Origin of the sequence: Comamonas jiangduensis (assembly GCF_030162955.1) — a bacterium.
Taxonomy (GTDB): Bacteria; Pseudomonadota; Gammaproteobacteria; order Burkholderiales; family Burkholderiaceae_C; genus Comamonas; species Comamonas jiangduensis.
In genome coordinates this window covers 211,687-229,552 of sequence record NZ_JARXOV010000002.1, presented here as the reverse complement: position 1 = coordinate 229,552, position 17,866 = coordinate 211,687, and the positions used below count along the sequence as shown (strand labels likewise).

The following is a 17,866-nucleotide window of genomic DNA, read 5'->3' as shown; positions in this document are numbered from 1 at the left end:
CCATGTTGCGTCGCACTTACTTGCTCGGTTTTGTTGCCTTCAGCGTGCTGGTGTGCGCCCCTGCGCACGCACAAGGGTCGACACTCACCCTGGCGAACGGCTATCACCCCGGCTTGAACCTTGCCCACTACTGGGTCAGTGAAAAATACGATGGCATTCGCGCCCACTGGACAGGCCAGCAATTGCTCAGCCGCCAGGGCATTCCGATTGCTGCTCCGGCATGGTTCACCCACCACTGGCCCAGCACAGCGCTGGACGGTGAGTTATGGGCCGGCCGCGGCCAGTTTGCAGCCGTGCAATCGACCGTGGCACAAGGCGCTGTCGACGAAGCCGGTTGGCGTGCTGTACGCTATATGGTGTTTGATGTGCCCGGGCATGCTGGCAACTTGGTGCAGCGCCAGCAGCAGTTGCAGCGCAACGTGCGCGCCATTGGCCAAAGCTGGGTGCAGCAGGCACCGCAATGGCAGGTGACCAGCCACGAGGCGCTGATGCGCCAGTTGCGCAGCGTGAGCCAGCAAGGCGCCGAAGGGCTGATGCTGCGCCGTGCCGACAGCCCCTACCGCGCAGGCCGCAGCGATGACCTCATCAAACTCAAACTGTTTGACGATGCGGAAGCCGTGGTGGTGGCCCACCTGCCCGGCAAAGGCAAATACCAAGGCATGACGGGCGCGCTGCTGGTGGAGCTGCCCGGCGGGCAGCGCTTCAAAATTGGCAGTGGCTTGAGCGACGCAGACCGCGCCAACCCGCCCCCGGTTGGCAGCACCATCACCTATCGCCACAACGGCTCCCACCCCAGTGGGTTGCCGCGCTTCGCCCGCTACTGGCGTGTGCGCGGCGAAGCTTCAGCTCCCGCCTCCAGCCCGGATCGATAAAAAAGAGAGCTTGCAGCGCTTATATCTAGAGGGTTTCAGATGCTTTAACACCTGAAAACCAAGCAAGACAAGCGCTACAAGCTCTTATTTTTAAGCCTTCGCACATTGGCCAAGGCTTTGACTGCGGCAGCTATTTACTTCGCTGCGCCCCCGGTGGACTTGGCAGCAGGCTTGCGCACGGGCGACTTGGCGCGGGGTGCCACAGCCTTCTTGGCAGCGGGTTGGGGCTTGTCTTGCACCACGCAGTCTGCGTAGTAGCGCACTTCACCCTTGTCGTCTTCGATCTCCACCAGACCGTGGATATCGGTTTCAAAGCCGGGGCACTCCTTGGCAAATTCGCGGGCGAACAGCAGGTAGTCCACGATCTTCTTGTTGAAGACTTCACCGGGAATCAGCAGCGGAATGCCGGGTGGGTATGGTGTCACCAAACCCACGGTGGTGCGGCCCACCAAGTGGTCGATCTCCACGCGCTCGGTCTTGCGCTGCGCAATGTGGGCGTAGGCGTCCGATGGCTTCATCGCAGGCTGCAAATCCGACAGGTACATCTCCGTCGTCAGGCGGGCGATGTCGTACTTGGCGTACAGCTCGTGCACATGCTGGCACAGGTCCTTGAGGCCCATGCGCTGGTAGCGGCGGTGCTGCTGCACGAACTCGGGCAGGATGCGCACCAGCGGCTGGTTGCGGTCGTAGTCGTCCTTGAACTGCTGCAGCGCCGTCAGCATGGTGTTCCAGCGACCCTTGGTGATGCCGATGGTAAACATGATGAAGAACGAGTACAGGCCGGTCTTCTCGACCACCACGCCGTGCTCGGCCAGGTACTTGGTGACGATGGAGGCGGGAATGCCGGTGTCGGCAAAGTCGCCGTCCAGGTCCAGGCCAGGCGTGACGATGGTGGACTTGATAGGGTCCAGCATGTTGAAGCCGTCGGCCAAGTCGCCAAAACCGTGCCAGTTGTCGAATTCCTTGCCGTTCTTTTTCTTGGACTTGGTCTTGGGCGCAGCATCCTTGCCGCGGATGATCCAGTCGTCCGCACGGCCAACGCCCTCTTCGGCCAGCTTTTCCGGGCCCCAGACCTGGAACCACCAGTCGTCGTCGCCAAACTCATCGTCCACCTTGCGCATGGCGCGGCGGAAGTTCAGCGCTTCCAGGATGGACTCTTCCACCAGCGCTGTGCCGCCGGGCGGCTCCATCATGGCGGCGGCCACGTCGCAGCTGGCAATGATGCTGTACTGTGGGCTGGTCGAGGTGTGCATCAGGTACGCCTCGTTGAACAGGTGGTGGTCCAGCTTCTCGTTCTGAGAATCCTGCACCAGCACGTGCGAGGCCTGGCTGATACCGGCCAGCAGCTTGTGGATGGACTGCGTGGCGTACACCACCGACTCTTTCGGGCGCTGGCGCTTCTTGCCCATGGCGTGGTAGGTGCCATAGAAGGGGTGGAAGGCCGCGTGCGGCAGCCACGCCTCGTCGAAGTGCAGGTTGGCTACGTAGCCGTCCAGCATGTTCTTGATGGTCTCGGTGTTGTAGAGCACGCCGTCGTAGGTCGACTGTGTCAGCGTCAGCACGCGCGGCTTGACAGCATTGGCGTCCACACCCTTGAGCAAGGGGTTGGCGGCAATCTTGGCCTGGATGGATTCCACGCTGAATTCGCTTTGCGGGATCGGGCCGATGATGCCGAAGTGGTTGCGCGTGGGCTTCAAGAACACCGGAATCGCACCCGTCATGATGATGGAGTGCAGGATGGACTTGTGGCAGTTGCGGTCCACCACCACCACGTCGCCAGGGGCCACGGTGTGGTGCCAGACGATCTTGTTGGAGGTGGAGGTGCCGTTGGTCACAAAGTAGCAGTGGTCGGCATTGAAGATGCGTGCGGCATTGCGCTCAGATTCACCAATCGCGCCGTTGTGGTCCAACAGCTGGCCCAGCTCTTCCACGGCATTGCACACGTCAGCGCGCAGCATGTTCTCGCCGTAGAACTGGTGGTACATCTGGCCCACGGGCGTCTTCAGGAAGGCCACGCCCCCGGAGTGACCGGGGCAGTGCCAGCTGTACGAGCCGTCTTCGGCATAGTCCAGCAAGGCTTTGAAGAACGGCGGCTGCACGCTTTCCAGGTAGGCCTTGGCTTCTCGGATGATGTGCTTGGCCACGAACTCGGGCGTGTCCTCGAACATGTGGATGAAGCCATGCAACTCGCGCAGGATGTCGTTGGGCAGGTGGCGGCTGGTCTTGGTCTCGCCGTAGATGTAGATCGGCACCTCTTCATTTTTGCGGCGCACTTCGCCAATGAAGCTGCGCAGGCTGTGAATGATGGGGTCGTCGTTGTCCCCGGTCAGCTCTTCGTCGTCTATCGACAAGATGAACGCGCTGGCGCGACTTTGCTGTTGCGCAAACTGGCTCAGGTCACCATAACTGGTCACCCCAAGGACTTCAAAGCCCTCATCCTCAATGGCCTGCGCCAGGGCGCGGATGCCCAGACCAGACGTGTTGTCGGAGCGGTAATCCTCGTCGATGATGACGATGGGAAAACGGAATTTCATGCGCAACCCTTTGCAATCGGGAACAATAAAAATCAGATAGGCGCGCAGTGTAAGTAATATCTAGTGCGGGGCCAGAAAATACTGGTTCATTTCCTACATCTAGAGGCAGTATCACAACTGCCCCACACATTGAAACAAAGGGAGGCAGGCCATGGAGCCAAGCACTTGGTGGTGGGTACTGACCGGCTGCGTCATCGTCGCAGAGCTACTCACCGGCACCATTTATCTGTTGCTGGTCGCAACGGGAATGGCGGCGGGCGCCATCGCAGCACACCTGGGCCTGAGCATGCCCCTGCAAATTTGTGCCGCCGCAGCCGTTGGCGTGCTGTGCGTGCTGGTGTTTAAACGCATTCGCCGCCACAAACCCGAGCTGCCCACCACGGCCAATCCTGACATCAACCTCGACATTGGTGAAACCCTGCATGTCCCCGAGTGGAACAGCGACGGCACGGCCCGCATCCCCTACCGCGGCAGCCAATGGACGGTCGTGCTGCGCGCCGGCAGCCTGCCTGCACCAGGTTTATACCGCGTGATTGAGGTGCAAGGCAGTCGTCTGATCGTGGACAAAGCGTAGACCCGCTTACGCTTGTCCTTTCTTCTTTTTCACTGTTGTCTATCCAACCAAGGTCTGGTCTATGGAAATCGCCATTATTCTTTTTGTGATCGCTATCGTTTTCGTATCGATGGCCGTCAAAATCGTTCCCCAGCAACATGCGTGGGTCAAAGAGCGATTGGGCAAATACGCAGGCACATTGGGCCCCGGTCTGCGCATCATCATTCCGTTTGTGGAAAAAGTCGCCTACAAGCACAGCCTCAAGGAAATCCCGCTGGATGTGCCCAGTCAGGTCTGCATTACGCGCGACAACACCCAGCTTCAGGTGGACGGCATCCTGTACTTTCAGGTCACCGACCCCATGCGTGCCAGCTACGGCTCGTCCAACTACATCATGGCAGTCACGCAACTGGCGCAAACCTCGCTGCGCAGCGTGATCGGTAAGCTGGAGCTGGACAAAACCTTTGAAGAGCGCGACATGATCAATGCCCAGGTCGTCAATGCGATTGACGAAGCCGCGCTGAACTGGGGCGTGAAAGTGCTGCGTTATGAAATCAAGGACTTGACCCCCCCCAACGAAATTCTGCGCGCCATGCAGGCCCAGATCACCGCCGAGCGCGAAAAGCGCGCGCTGATTGCCGCCTCCGAAGGCCGCCGCCAGGAACAAATCAACATCGCCACTGGTGAGCGCGAAGCCTTCATTGCACGCTCCGAAGGTGAAAAGCAGGCCGCCATCAACAAAGCGCAAGGTGATGCCACGGCCATCACTACCGTGGCAGAAGCTACCGCCCAAGCATTGGAACGCGTAGCCGCCGCCATCCAGCACCCTGGCGGCGAACAAGCCGTGCAGTTGAAAGTCGCTGAAAGTGCGGTCAAGGCCTATAGCAAAGTGGCACAAGACGCCAACACCACACTGATCGTGCCCAGCAATATTTCTGAAGTTTCTGGCCTGATTGCCTCCGCGATGCGGGTGGTGCAGCAGGGCGGAAAGTCCAGCTGATTCGAGGCAGCATGCAGGTGGCTGCTAGCGTTAGAACCAGGGCACACAGTCTGAGTACTGACCACGCAGACTGCTAATCCACCAACGGGCCCACAGGGGCCCGTTTTAATTACTGCGCCCGTCGCCTAGGCCATACATCAAACGCATCGTTGTCCATGCGGGGTGCACCGGCTTGCACATAGCCGGTGTTACCAAAGCGATGACTTAAGCGCCGCCGTTAGAAACAAAAAAGCCCCAGTGCATTGCTGTACTGAGGCTTAACGTCTTGATTTTGCTAGTGATGCTGTGTTGAAGCTTGGAAGACTTCAGCATCAAAAGATGTATCTGGCGGAGAGGGCGGGATTCGAACCCGCGGTGGGCTATTAACCCACACACGCTTTCCAGGCGTGCGACTTAAACCGCTCATCCACCTCTCCGGAAGCTGAAATTCTAACGTGCTTTTGACGCGCTCATCCACAAAGCGCGCACTTTTTTGAAGAAACAGGCGTTTTTTCATCTTCTACAGCTACGTGCACAGTTTCTTGACGGCTACGAGTGTGCAAAGGCAGATTGCCCAGGGCCACAACCGCGCACGTTTTGCGACAAACAGGTACAGTGCCCCACTTTGGGCGGGCGAAATGGCCTGCCCATGCCCCAACTGCCACCCTCTTCACTTGCACATCGATTGAATGACTGTTCCAGCTTTGCCCATCTTGTACTCTTTCCGTCGCTGCCCCTATGCCATGCGTGCGCGTTTGGCGCTTGCCCATGCGGGGCTGGCATGTGAGTTGCGCGAGATCAATCTGCGCAACAAGCCACAAGCGTTGCTGGAGGCATCACCCAAAGGCACGGTGCCCGTGCTGGTGCTGCAAGATGGGCGCGTGATTGAGCAAAGCCTGGAGATCATGTTGCATGCGCTGCAATCCAAAGATCCCGATGGCTGGCTGGCCCCTACCCAAGGTACGCTGGAGGACATGCTGGCCCTGATTGGCCGCAACGACAGTTTTTTCAAGCAAGCACTGGACCGCTGCAAATACCCTGAGCGCTACACTGCCGAAGCGGTCAACCAAGCGCAAACCGATGCGCTGACTTGGTTGGCTGATCTGGATGCGCAACTGGCCGAGAGCGGCTACCTGTTTGGTATGAACCCCAGCTTGGCCGATATGGCGCTGCGCCCCTTTGTGCGCCAGTTTGCGCGCATTGATGAGGCGCAGTGGGCCGAGCAGCCTTGGCCGCATCTGCAAGACTGGTTGCAGCGCTGGATTGATTCGGCCTTGTTTGCCGAAATCATGGAAACCTATCCGGGCTGGTTACCCGGCACCACAGGCCCTGCCTTCAGCACCGACAGCGTGGAGTCGGATTAAGACATCCACGCGCACCTGTGCAGCGGCAGCGGTGAAAGGACTGCACCCTAGGCACTTGAACCACCTTCGAAGTGCCTTTTGGGATGGCCTGACGATTTATGCCTGCTGCTGGTGCTTCCACCACTGCGCCACCAGGGCACCTGCCTGGGCCAAGATTGCGTCTCGTGCGGCGTCATCTACTGACTGCGCACCAGTCAAGTACGCCGCCACCACCAAAGGTGCAGCCGCTGGCTTGGGCCAGACCAGCACCACGTCATTGGCAGTGCCGTTCACTCCAGTACCGGTTTTGCCACCCACTTTCCAATCTTGAGGCATGCCTGCGCGCAAACGCTTGTTGCCCGTGGGACTGGCCAGGAGCCATTGCTGCAGCAGCGCCTGCTGTTTAGGTTTAAGCCATGCGTTTGGCCCCGGCTGCATCAAGCCCAGCATGCTGCCTGCCATGGCCTGGGGCGTCGTGGTATCACGCACATCACCGGGCAGCGCGGTGTTGAGATCAGGCTCATAACGATCCAGGCGCGTGTCATCGTCGCCCACCGCGCGCAACCACTGCGTCAAGCCGGCAGGGCCGCCTTGCAGTTGCAGCAGCAAGTTGGCGGCGGTGTTGTCACTGACCGTGACGGCGGCGGCGCACAGCGCCTGTACGGTCATGCCCGCGCCATCGGCATGCGGCTGTGTCAGCGGCGAATAAGGCACCAGCGCTTGCCGGCTGTAGCGCACGGTGTGCGCCAAATCCAAAACACCTCGCCCCGCCAAATCCAGCACCTGCGCGACCAGCAGGCTTTTGAAAGTGCTGCACATGGGAAAGCGCTCAGCGCTGCGGTACGCCAGGCATGGTTTGCTGCCCCACTGCTGGGCATACAGCCCCAGTCGTCCGCCGCTTTGTGACTCCAGTTGCGCCAATGCCTGCTGCCAGCGGCTGGCTGCGCTGGTGCCGTGGGGTGGCGCTGGCACAGTGCAGCCAGCGATGCCACCTAGCCCCAAAAGCCAGGCCATTTGCAAGCAGTTTCTGCGATCCATGTCACATCCTTTCGTGAATATCCAAAGACCATGGCGACCATAGCGCGCAGAAAAACCCATCGTCCGTCTACGGTGAAAGAAAAAGAGAGCGCCTAGCGTTCACCAAAGCTTCATTTCAATGCAAAAACTCTTTGAAACCTTTGCATTACCTGCGCTAGCCGCTTCTATTTTTATTTTTTCTTGTTGAACCACGCGCCAGGGCGGCGCGGTGCCGCGGTTGGCTGGCCCCACTTGCGTGGCTGCGTTGCTGGGCTGCGCGCTTCACGCACATAGCGCACGGGTACACCACTGGCAGTCGTTGCCTCGGCAGCATCGCCATCGGGATTGGTTGTGGTGGTGCCCCACCGGATCTCTTCACGGGCAATGGCGCGCCACTGGCCCAGCGGCAAATCACCGAGTTCCAGATTGGCAATGCTGCGGCGAACCAAGCGCAGCGTGGGATGGCCTATGGCCGCTGTCATTTTGCGCACCTGGCGGTTTTTACCCTCCACCACGGTGATGGCCAGCCACACGTCTTGCACGCTTTTGCGCACACGCACAGGCGGATCGCGGGGCGCTACGTCAGGCTGCGGGTCCAGCATCTGCACTTCGCAGGGCAGCGTGGTGTAGTCCTCAATGCGCAGCCCATCGCGCATGCGCTGCAGCGCAGCTTCATCGGGTACCCGCTCTACCAGCGCCCAGTAGGTTTTGGGCTTTTGGTTGCGCGGATTGAGCAATTGCTCAATCAACGGCCCGTCATCGGTCAGCAGCAGCAAGCCTTCAGAATCTTTGTCCAGCCGCCCGGCCGGATACACCCCTTTGGGCAGATCAAACTCCGCCAGCGAACGTGCGCCATCCTCTGGCGTGAACTGCGACAGAACGCCATACGGCTTGTGAAAGAGGATGTACTGAGGCATACCCAAAAAACCAACTTGCAAAACATGCGATTGTGGGCCACAAGCAAAAGCCCCGGCATGCAGTACATACCGGGGCTTGGGGCAATGAACGAGTGGGTAGTGTTAAGCGCGTTTACCGCCCTTGAGGAGCAGCACCAGCAACACCGCCGCAAAACCCACAAAGCATACGAACGACCAGTTGGCGATGGAGCCGCCCAAGAACGTCCAATCCACGGCAGCGCAGTCGCCCGAGCCACGGAAAATCATGGGAATGGCGCGGCTGACGGGGTAGTTTTCAATCATGCCGTAGAAGTCGCGCCCGCAGCTGGCGAACTCCGGGGGGTACCACTGCAGCCAGGTTTGGCGCGCCGCCACAAATGCACCGAAACCCGAAGCGGCCAGTGCCAGAACGCCGAAAGACATCCACCAGCCTTTTGAGCCCCTAAGGCTTGCCAGTCCTGCGCTGACAGCTACCAAAACCAAAGCATAGCGCTGCACAATGCACATGGGACAAGGCTCCAGACCTTGCACGTGCTGCAAATACATGCCAAAAGCCAGCAGCGCCACACAGGCTGCGGCAATCAGCGCCAAAGTGCGGCGCGGGGCGGTGGTAATCCAGTTCAAAACCTGCATGTTGTTCTCTGAAAAATAAAGGGCGGCATCTGCCGCCCCTGCCTGGTGCAGATGGCTGCGTTAAATGCCTGCTGCTTCGTCCAAGAATACCTTGGCGCGACGTGGCGTGACCACCAGTGTCTCTCCTTCGCGCAGGCCCATTTCACGGAACTGCTCGGCGGGTATTTGCGCCTCAATCAAATGCTCGGACTGTGCATTGTCTCCGGCTTGGGTATCTTCTGCGGCAATTAGTTCCAAACGGGCAATCGGCCCCACCACAATCGCACGGCTGAGCTGCACCACCAGCCCCGTGGTGCGGCCATTGCCGTCGGTGTTTTGGCCGGGCGAGTAGCGCGCCACGTCCAGCTCGTGCGGGCGCACATAGGCAAAGGCATTTTTGTCGACCGCGCCCTTGGCTTCGCTGCTCTCCAGCTGCATGCCTTCTTGCAGATACACCTGTCCATCTTGGGCGCGGCCTTTGAACAGGTTCACGTCCCCCAAGAAGCCATAGACAAAGGGGCTGGCGGGGTTTTCCCAAACCTCTTGCGGTGTGCCTTCTTGCTCGATCTTGCCCTTGTTGATTACCACCACGCGGTCGGCCACTTCCAGGGCTTCTTCTTGGTCGTGCGTCACAAAAATCGAGGTCACATGCAGCTCATCGTGCAGGCGGCGCAACCAGCGGCGCAGCTCCTTGCGCACCTTGGCATCCAGCGCGCCAAAGGGCTCATCCAGCAGCAACACCTTGGGCTCTACTGCCAAGGCGCGGGCCAGGGCGATACGCTGGCGCTGCCCCCCCGACAGTTGCGATGGAAAGCGCTCTGCCACCCAGTCCAGCTGCACCAGCTTGAGCAGGTTCATGACCTTTTCTTTGATCTGTGCTTCGCTGGGGCGCTCTTTGCGCGGCTTCACCCGCAAGCCAAAGGCCACGTTCTCAAACACTGTCATATGACGAAACAGTGCGTAGTGCTGAAACACAAAGCCCACGTTGCGCTCGCGCACGTGCACGTCGGTGGTGTCTTCGCCGCTGAAGTGGATGCTGCCCACATCGGGCGTCTCTAGCCCGGCGATGATGCGCAGCAGCGTGGTCTTGCCGCAGCCCGAGGGGCCGAGCAGCGCAATCAACTCTCCGGACTGGATGTCCAAACTCACATCGCGCAGGGCCTGGAAGTCGCCAAACTGCTTGCTGACATTGCGAATTTCAATGCTCATGATCTGTCTCTTTCAGTTGCACCGCGCTTTAGTGGCTGGGGCGCTCAGGCGGCATATTGGCTGCCGCCTGCACTTGTTGTTCATGCTTCCATTCGGCGTAGGTCTTGATGACCAGCGTCACCAGCGCCAGCAAGGCCAGCAAAGATGCCGCCGCAAATGCCGCGACCGATTGGTATTCGTTGTAGAGAATTTCCACGTGCAGCGGAATGGTGTTGGTCTGCCCACGGATGTGGCCCGAGACCACCGACACCGCACCAAACTCACCCATGGCCCGGGCGTTGCACAGAATGACGCCGTACAGCAGGCCCCATTTGATGTTGGGCAGCGTCACGTACCAGAAGGTTTGCCAGCCGCTGGCGCCCAGCACGATGGCCGCCTGTTCTTCGTCATTGCCTTGGGCCTGCATCAGCGGAATCAGCTCGCGGGCAATGAACGGGAAGGTGACAAACACGGTAGCCAGCACAATGCCCGGCACCGCAAAGATGATCTTGATGTCATGCTCAGCCAGCCAAGCGCCCATCCAGCCGTTGGCACCAAACACCAGCACGTACATCAAACCGGCCACCACGGGGGAGATTGAGAAGGGCAAATCAATCAGCGTGGTCAAAAATGCCTTGCCTTTGAACTCGTACTTGGCAATGCACCAGGCTGCTGCCACGCCAAACACCAAATTCAAGGGCACGGCAATCACGGCGGTCAGCAAGGTGAGCTTGATGGCAGCCCACGCATCGGGCTCATGCAGCCCCTGCCAGTACGCCTCCAAGCCTTTGCGCAACGCTTCGGTAAACACCGCCGCCAGTGGCAGCACCAAAAACAACAAGATGAAGCTCATCGCCACACCGATCAGCACCCAACGTACCCAGCGCGGCTCGGTCACCGACAGCTTTTCGGGTTTGCTGCCTTTTTTGGGCGCAGTCAGCTGGTAGGCGATCACCAGCAGTACCAGCACCGCCAGCAGCACCTTGAGCAAAAAGTAGTGTTGTTCGTTCATACGGGTGCTCCTGCGTGACGGCGTTGCCAGGCTTGCAGGGCGTTAATCACCAGCAGCAATACAAACGAAATCAGCAGCATGACCACGGCGACTGCCGTTGCGCCGGCATAGTCGTACTGCTCCAGCTTGCCGATGATGATCAGCGGCGTGATCTCTGAAATCATGGGCATGTTGCCCGCGATGAAAATGACCGAGCCGTACTCCCCCACGGCACGTGCAAATGCCATGGCAAAGCCCGTCATCAGGGCGGGCAAGATGCTGGGCAAAATCACTTTGTAGAAAATTTGCCAGCGGCTGGCCCCCAAACTGGTGGCGGCTTCTTCCAGCTCTTTTTCAGAGTCTTCCAGCACCGGCTGCACCGTGCGCACCACAAAAGGCAGCCCAATAAAAATCAGCGCAATCACGATACCGTTGGGGTTGAAAGCCAATTGAATGCCCAGCGGCTCCAGGTACTGGCCTACCCAACCGTTGCCGGCCAGCAAGGCTGTCAGCGAGATGCCCGCAACCGCTGTGGGCAGTGCAAACGGCAAGTCCACCAGCGCGTCGACAATTTTTTTGCCCGGGAACTTGTAGCGCACCAGCACCCAGGCAATCAGCAAACCGAACACCAGGTTCACCACGGCCGCCAGGAACGAGGCGCCAAACGTCAGCTTGTAGGAAGCCACTACACGCGGGGCGCTCACCGCCTCCCAGAACTGCTCCCAGGTGAGTTCAAACGTTTTAAAGATCAGCGCCGACAGCGGTATCAGCACGATGATGCTGAGATAAAACAGTGTGTAGCCCAAGGTCAGCCCGAAACCGGGCAGAACGCGCTTGGCGCCACGCCCACGGCGGGCCGGGGCAGTAGCGCCAAGACTTGGGCTGACGGGGGATGCAAAAGCCATGATGTCCCTGACAGCCTGTGATTGTTGTGATGAAAGTTGCCTGAGTCCGCGCAGCAATTACTTGCCGGGGGTGTAGATCTCGTCGAACTTGCCGCCGTCGTTGAAATGCACCTTCTGCGCTTCGCTCAACGAACCAAAGTACTTGGCCACGGTGAACTGCTTCAAAGGCTTGAAGATGTCGGCGTGCTTTTTCAGCACAGCTTCCGAACGGGGGCGCAACGCGTGGCTGGCTGCAATTTCTTGGGCTTCATCGGTGTACAAGTAGTCCAAATATGCCTTGGCCAATGCGCCAGAGCCTTTTTTCTGCGCGGTGCGCTGCACCACTGCCACGGGGTTCTCTGCCACGATGGAGCTGGACGGGTACACGGCTTCGACCTTGCCCTTGCCAAACTCGCGGTCCACCGAAATCACTTCGGACTCAAACGTAATCAGCACATCGCCAATATTGCGCTGCAAGAAGATGGCCGTGGCATCACGCCCGCCCTTGCCCAGCACGGGCACGTTCTTGTACAGCTGCTTGACAAATTCCTGGGCTTGCGCGTCGGTACCACCGGCTTCACGCACCGAACCCCAGGCTGCCAGGTAGGCGTAACGGCCGTTGCCACCGGTCTTGGGGTTGACCACCACCACCTTCACGTCGGGGCGGGTCAAATCCTTCCAGTCCTTGATGTTCTTGGGGTTGCCGTGGCGCACCAGGAACAGCATGGTCGAGGTGGTGGGCGATGCATCGTACGGAAACTGCTTGGCCCAGTCCTTGGCCACGACGCCGTTGTTGGCCAGAAATTCGATGTCGGTGGTGGTGTTGAAAGTCACCACATCGGCGGGCAGACCGTCATTGACGGCACGTGCCTGGGCGCTGGAGCCGCCGTGCGCTTGGTCAATCTTGATGTCTTTGCCCGTGGTCTTTTTATAGTGGGCTACAAAAGCTTGGTTGTAGTCTTTGTAGAACTCACGCGCTACGTCATACGAGACATTGAGCAACTGGTCTTGGGCACTGGCCATGCCACCGGCAGCCAGCGCAATCGTTGCCAACAGGGTCTTGAGCTTCAAAGATGTCATGGTGTTGCCGCCTTGCACAAATGCGTGTTTTTAAGAGATGCAGCGCATTGTGAAGAGAACTTCTTAAAACTCAAAAGAATATATTTTTTTAAATTTATCAGAATTCGGAATAAAGAAATTGTGAGCTATCAACGCTCTATCCATAAGCGCTATTGGGCTATTTCATGCAAAATTTAAGCGACTGCCACCCGTTTGGCCCCACCCCAAGCCATGTCTTGCACCAAAGACTGCAACAGCGCCCAGCCCAAAGGCCAATGCCCGTGGCCTGATTCCACATTGATATGGCCCGCATTGGGCAGACGAACAAACTCACTGCCCCACGCCCGCGCGTAGGCCCCAGCCAAACGAATCGGGCAGTACGGGTCACTGGTGCTGGCCACCAGCACACTGCGGTAAGGCAAGGGTTGGCTGGGAACCGGGGCAAAGTCCGCTAAATGGGCGCGGCGCTCCGGGTCAGCAGGCGCCACCAGCAACGCACTTTGAATACGCGCTGCAGCCTGTGGCGACACATGCGCGGTGGTGATGCAACCCAGGCTGTGCGCCACCACGATGGCAGGCTCTGGCTGCGATAACAGCAGCTGCTCCAGGGTGCGCACCCAATTTTCGCGCTTGGGCGTGAGCCAGTCGTCTTGCTCTACACGTTCCGCGTGGGGCAGCGCCTGCGCCCACAGGCTTTGCCAGTGCTCTGCGCCTGAATTGCGCCAGCCTGGGACGATGATGATGCGCGGCGTGGGATGGGACATGCAGAACTCTCCTTTGGAGGCGCAAATTGTCCAAGCCGCGTGCCCAAACTCCAACGAATGATTGGTTGTTTTCTTATGCACATAAGCATCTGCATCCGCGCGTTTGCACACCGGCCATCCGTCGCCCACCGACTGTTTGCGGATTTCGCTGCAGCCGTCGCACTGCGGCATGCGCCAGTTGATCCACTTGATCCAGCTGCTACACCCTCCCCCGCCAATCCATAAAAAATGCGCTCCTTAGGGCAAGGAGCGCATTCGGCAGGGGATGGACTTGCTACAGTGCCATGCAGAGCGCCTCAAAGCTCCGGCGACAAAGCAATCTGCACGCTTTCACAGGCCCCATACAAAGCATTGAGTGAAACCTTCGCCATCACGGCTTGGCCATCGGGCAACTCCAGCTCAAACACAAAGTGGCTGCCGCGGAAGGTGCGCTCGCGCACTTGCGCACGGACACCTTTTTCCACCACGGTCACATGCTCTGGCCGCAGCAACACCTGCACCCCTTGGGCCGTCTGGTAATGCGGGTGTCCCGCAGGCAGCAGCCCCAGTGCGGTTTGCCATTGGCCGCCAGCGGTGGCCTGCGCAGGCACCAACGCACCATCGCCCACAAACTGCGCCACATCTTGCGTAGCGGGTGCACAGTACACCTGCACCGCGTTGCCCCATTGCATGAGCTGGCCGCGTGCCATGACACCCACGTTATCAGCCATGGCGAAGGCCTCGTTTTGATCGTGGGTCACCATCAACGCTGTGGCTTTGGCCTGCTTCAGGATCGCTCGCACTTCGCGCGCAATACTCTCGCGCATGCTGGTATCCAGGCTGGAAAATGGCTCGTCCATCAACAGCAAGCTCGGCCTGGGGGCCAAGGCCCGCGCCAGCGCCACACGTTGCTGCTGCCCGCCCGACAGCTCATGGGGCCATCGTTGGCCCATGCCTTCCAGCCCCACCAGCTCCAGCATTTCCTGGACACGCGCAGCACGCAATGGTTTGGCCATGCGGTGCAGACCAAAACCAATGTTGTCACCCACGCTCAGGTGCGGAAACAAGGCATGGTCTTGAAACACCATTCCGATGTCACGCGCCTGAGGCGGCACATGCTGAGCAAGGCTGGCCACTGTTTTGCCTTGCAGGTCAATCTGTCCAGCGCGCACAGGCTCAAAACCTGCAATTGCACGCAGCAGAGTGGTCTTGCCACAGCCAGAGGGGCCAAGCAAGCAGCCAATCTCCCCTTGGTCCAGACGCATGCTCACGTTTTGCACCACGATGTGGTTGCCATATCCCAAGGAAACGTTTTTAACTTCAAGCATTACTCAATCCGGCATTTCTTAACCGGCCGAAGTCGGTGTTTTTTCTGTTTGCAGCACCAGCAAAATCACAGGTAGCAAGCCCACCAGCACAATGGCCAGCGCAGGCAAGGCGGCCTCTTGCCACATCGATTCGGAGGTGAGCTGGAATACGCGCACCGCCAAGGTGTCCCACCCAAATTGGCGCATCATCAATGTGATGGGCATCTCTTTCATCACATCCACGACAACCATCAAAAACGCGGAAAGCAAGCCCGTGCGCAGCAGCGGCAAATGTAAACGACGCAAGGTTTGCCATGGCCCCAGCCCCAAAGAGGCACAAGCCTCTTCTTGGCTGCGCGTGATGCGCTGCATTGCGGCATCCGTGGCGTTGTAGGCCACCGCCAAAAAGCGTGCGGCCAGCGCCAGCAACATTCCGGCCAGGCTGCCCTTGAGAATGCCCAGGCTTTCAATACCCAGCGGTGCCAGCAAAGCCAGGAGGCGCTCATCCAGCCAAGCGATGGGCACAAACACCCCCACTGCCAGCACCACACCGGGCATGGCATAGCCCAAGACGGCCAAACGCACCGTCCAAGCTGTTAGGCCATCCGGGTGACGGCGACGCGTCCAAGACAGCAACAGCGCCAGCACAGTGGCCACTGCGGCGGTAATCAACGCCAGACAAAGCGTATTCCACACATAACCCCAGTAGTCACTGTGCAGGTTCTCGCGCCATATCTGCCCGACCCACACCAGCATTTGCACCATCGGAATTGCAAAAGACGCGGCAAAAACCGAGGCACATGCCACAAGAGCCAGCCACCGACGGGCGCCTTTGAGCACAACGCGGTGCCGCTGTGGATTGCTCACATGAAAGCGCTGTGCGCTGCGGGATCGCTGCTCTGCGGCCAGCAACAGCAGCACCACCAGCACCAGGATGGATGCCAGCTGTGCAGCCGCTGTCATGTTGAACAAGTCAAACCACGACTTGTACAGCGCCGTGGTGAACGTATCAAAGTTAAAAACAGCGATGGCGCCAAAGTCGGCCAGCACCTCCATCAGCACCAGCGCTAAACCTGCACCAATCCAGGGGCGCGCCAGGGGCAATGAAACCTTAAAGAACGCCTGCACAGGGCTATATCCAAGGGCCTGCGCAGCTTCGATGCTGCGATGCCCCTGCGTAAGAAAGGCACTGCGCGCCATCAGATACACATAGGGGTAGAAAGCCATGACCAGCACCATGACCAAGCCCCACAGGCTGCCACGGATGTCAGGAAACCAGCGACTGTTGCCCCACACGTCGCGCACAAAGCTTTGCACCGGGCCCGCGTACTCAAAGATCCCCATCTGCACAAAAGCCAGGACATAGGCTGGAATTGCCAACGGCAGCACCAATGCCCATGAGAAAAACTTACGGCCAGGGAAGTCACACATGGCCGTCAGCCACGCCAGCGGAACCCCCACCACAGAGACGACAACGCCCACCAGCAGCATGAGCAACAAGGTATTGCCCAGCACGCGGGGCAATACATAGTTCCACAAATGCTGCCAAATTTCAGGTTGCGGCGTCACCGCCATCCACACCACGGCCAGCAAAGGCACCAAGGTGAGCAACGCCACGGGAAGCGCAAAAGCAAAACCGCGCCAGCGGTGAGCTGGCGCGGTACGGTCTACAGCAGACAAATAGCTAACCTAATGAAGAAAAGCGATTAACGATAGCCTACACGATCCAGCAACTTGATGGCTTCAGCTTGGTGCGAGCCAATGTCGCCAGCATTGAGTGAGCTAGGCGTAAATTTACCCCAAGCTTTCACAATCGGATCGGCTTCAGCTTGCTTGTTGATGGGGCTTTCGTAAGTGCCATGGGTGTAAGCAGTCTGCACTTTGGCGGAAGACAGCCACTCCAGCAGCTTGCGGGCGCCTTCTGGGTTCTTGGCGTGCTTGACCACGCCAGCACCAGACAGGTTCACATGGGTGCCACCCTCGTCTTTACCTTGGTTTGCCCAGAACAGTTTGACTTGCTTGTTGAAGTCAGGTTCCTTGGCCAAGATACGACCATAGTAGTAAGTGTTCGCAATACCCACGTCACATTGACCAGCAGCAATCGCCTTGAGCAAGCTGTTGTCATTGGTGAAAACATCGCCCGCCAAGTTGGCCACCCAGCCCTTGGTAATGGCTTCAGTCTTTTCCACGCCATGCTTTGCAAGCAACATCGCTACCAGAGACTGTGTATATGCCTGCTTGGAAGTACGCAGGCACAGCTTGCCCTTCCACTTGGGGTCTGCCAAGTCTTCATAGGTGCTCAGTTGCTCTGGCTTGACGCGGTCCGCTGCGTAGAAAATCGTACGTTCACGCTGCGACAAACCCCACCAGCGGCTGCCAGCGTCGCGGAAGTTGGCTGGCACATTGGCATTCAATGTGGGAGAGTCAATTTTTTGCAGCAAACCACGCTCGGCGGCACTCCACAAATTACCCACATCCACGGTAATCAACACGTCTGCTGGCGAACTTGCTCCTTCGGCAGCCAAGCGCTCCGACAAAGAGCCGCCACGATCCGTCAACAGATTGATCTTGACACCGGTTTGCTTGGTGTATTCATCCAACGTAGGCTTGAGCAAAGCCTCGATGCGTGAGGAGTACACCGTCACCGCTTGGGGCTGGGCCGCTTGGGCCAAAGTAGCAACACCAACCAGACCCATGCACAGAGCTGTCTTCCAAAGTTTCATTTTGAAAAGCTTTCAGTCAGAGAAAAAGCGCCACTTTCGATAGCGCTACCGCGACCCCACCAAGGGGTATGAGGATGTCAGGCAGAACCAAACAATTAATAAGAATAATTCCTATTCGTTTATTCTAATCCAACTTTTCAGCGCTTTTTATCCACTGTCGCAGTG

The 17,866-nt window shown here is 58.7% G+C and carries 16 protein-coding genes and 1 tRNA gene; 4 read left to right on the top strand and 13 right to left on the bottom strand.

The window, feature by feature from the left end; translation table 11 throughout:
- The first annotated feature begins 2 nt into the window (after positions 1-2).
- A complete protein-coding gene (locus tag QEP12_RS02505) occupies positions 3-872 on the top strand; it encodes a DNA ligase (protein WP_284213265.1) in 870 nt (289 codons plus the stop codon).
- A 134-nt stretch (positions 873-1,006) separates the two neighbouring features.
- On the opposite strand, the gene QEP12_RS02500 is transcribed toward QEP12_RS02505, so the two are convergent.
- A complete protein-coding gene (locus QEP12_RS02500) occupies positions 1,007-3,406 on the bottom strand; it encodes an arginine/lysine/ornithine decarboxylase (protein WP_284213264.1) in 2,400 nt (799 codons plus the stop codon).
- A gap of 151 nt (positions 3,407-3,557) precedes the next feature.
- Here QEP12_RS02500 and QEP12_RS02495 point away from each other — a divergent pair, with 151 nt between their 5' ends.
- The gene (locus QEP12_RS02495) at positions 3,558-3,980 is read left to right on the top strand and encodes an NfeD family protein (RefSeq protein ID WP_284213263.1); all 423 of its coding nucleotides are present in this window, start codon (positions 3,558-3,560) and stop codon (positions 3,978-3,980) included.
- Positions 3,981-4,041: 61 nt separating this feature from the next.
- Positions 4,042-4,959 carry an SPFH domain-containing protein gene (locus QEP12_RS02490; RefSeq protein ID WP_174863756.1) on the top strand — a complete coding sequence of 306 codons (918 nt, stop codon included), beginning with the start codon at positions 4,042-4,044 and terminating at the stop codon, positions 4,957-4,959.
- Positions 4,960-5,284: 325 nt separating this feature from the next.
- Here QEP12_RS02490 and QEP12_RS02485 read toward each other — a convergent pair.
- Positions 5,285-5,375, bottom strand: a tRNA-Ser gene (locus tag QEP12_RS02485).
- A gap of 252 nt (positions 5,376-5,627) precedes the next feature.
- Here QEP12_RS02485 and QEP12_RS02480 point away from each other — a divergent pair.
- The gene (locus QEP12_RS02480; protein ID WP_284213262.1) at positions 5,628-6,302 is read left to right on the top strand and encodes a glutathione S-transferase; all 675 of its coding nucleotides are present in this window, start codon (positions 5,628-5,630) and stop codon (positions 6,300-6,302) included.
- A gap of 96 nt (positions 6,303-6,398) precedes the next feature.
- Here the strand turns inward: QEP12_RS02480 and bla are convergent, their stop codons facing one another.
- The 11 genes from bla to QEP12_RS02425 form a co-directional block, all read right to left on the bottom strand.
- Positions 6,399-7,319: a class A beta-lactamase gene (bla, locus tag QEP12_RS02475; protein WP_174863758.1), complete on the bottom strand. Its 921-nt coding sequence runs from the start codon at positions 7,317-7,319 to the stop codon at positions 6,399-6,401.
- A gap of 170 nt (positions 7,320-7,489) precedes the next feature.
- Entirely contained in the window at positions 7,490-8,215 is a 726-nt protein-coding gene (locus QEP12_RS02470) for a pseudouridine synthase (RefSeq protein ID WP_174863760.1), read from the bottom strand.
- A gap of 102 nt (positions 8,216-8,317) precedes the next feature.
- Positions 8,318-8,827: a disulfide bond formation protein B gene (locus QEP12_RS02465; protein ID WP_284213261.1), complete on the bottom strand. Its 510-nt coding sequence runs from the start codon at positions 8,825-8,827 to the stop codon at positions 8,318-8,320.
- Positions 8,828-8,887: 60 nt separating this feature from the next.
- Positions 8,888-10,015 carry a sulfate/molybdate ABC transporter ATP-binding protein gene (locus QEP12_RS02460; protein WP_284213260.1) on the bottom strand — a complete coding sequence of 376 codons (1,128 nt, stop codon included), beginning with the start codon at positions 10,013-10,015 and terminating at the stop codon, positions 8,888-8,890.
- Between the two features lie 28 nt (positions 10,016-10,043).
- Positions 10,044-11,006 carry a sulfate ABC transporter permease subunit CysW gene (gene cysW, locus QEP12_RS02455; protein ID WP_257469240.1) on the bottom strand — a complete coding sequence of 321 codons (963 nt, stop codon included), beginning with the start codon at positions 11,004-11,006 and terminating at the stop codon, positions 10,044-10,046.
- Complete coding sequence (cysT, locus tag QEP12_RS02450; protein ID WP_284213259.1) at positions 11,003-11,890, bottom strand: sulfate ABC transporter permease subunit CysT; 888 nt, start codon at positions 11,888-11,890, stop codon at positions 11,003-11,005. Before cysT ends, cysW begins: the two co-directional genes overlap by 4 nt.
- Before the next feature lie 57 nt (positions 11,891-11,947).
- Entirely contained in the window at positions 11,948-12,949 is a 1,002-nt protein-coding gene (locus QEP12_RS02445) for a sulfate ABC transporter substrate-binding protein (protein WP_284213258.1), read from the bottom strand.
- Positions 12,950-13,122: 173 nt separating this feature from the next.
- Positions 13,123-13,692 (bottom strand): RBBP9/YdeN family alpha/beta hydrolase, encoded by a 570-nt coding sequence (locus QEP12_RS02440; protein ID WP_284213256.1) that lies wholly within the window; start codon positions 13,690-13,692, stop codon positions 13,123-13,125.
- 296 nt (positions 13,693-13,988) lie between these two features.
- Positions 13,989-14,999: an ABC transporter ATP-binding protein gene (locus QEP12_RS02435; RefSeq protein WP_284213255.1), complete on the bottom strand. Its 1,011-nt coding sequence runs from the start codon at positions 14,997-14,999 to the stop codon at positions 13,989-13,991.
- An 18-nt stretch (positions 15,000-15,017) separates the two neighbouring features.
- Complete coding sequence (locus QEP12_RS02430; RefSeq protein ID WP_284213254.1) at positions 15,018-16,595, bottom strand: ABC transporter permease; 1,578 nt, start codon at positions 16,593-16,595, stop codon at positions 15,018-15,020.
- Between the two features lie 89 nt (positions 16,596-16,684).
- Complete coding sequence (locus QEP12_RS02425) at positions 16,685-17,701, bottom strand: extracellular solute-binding protein (protein WP_284213253.1); 1,017 nt, start codon at positions 17,699-17,701, stop codon at positions 16,685-16,687.
- Positions 17,702-17,866: the final 165 nt, after the last annotated feature.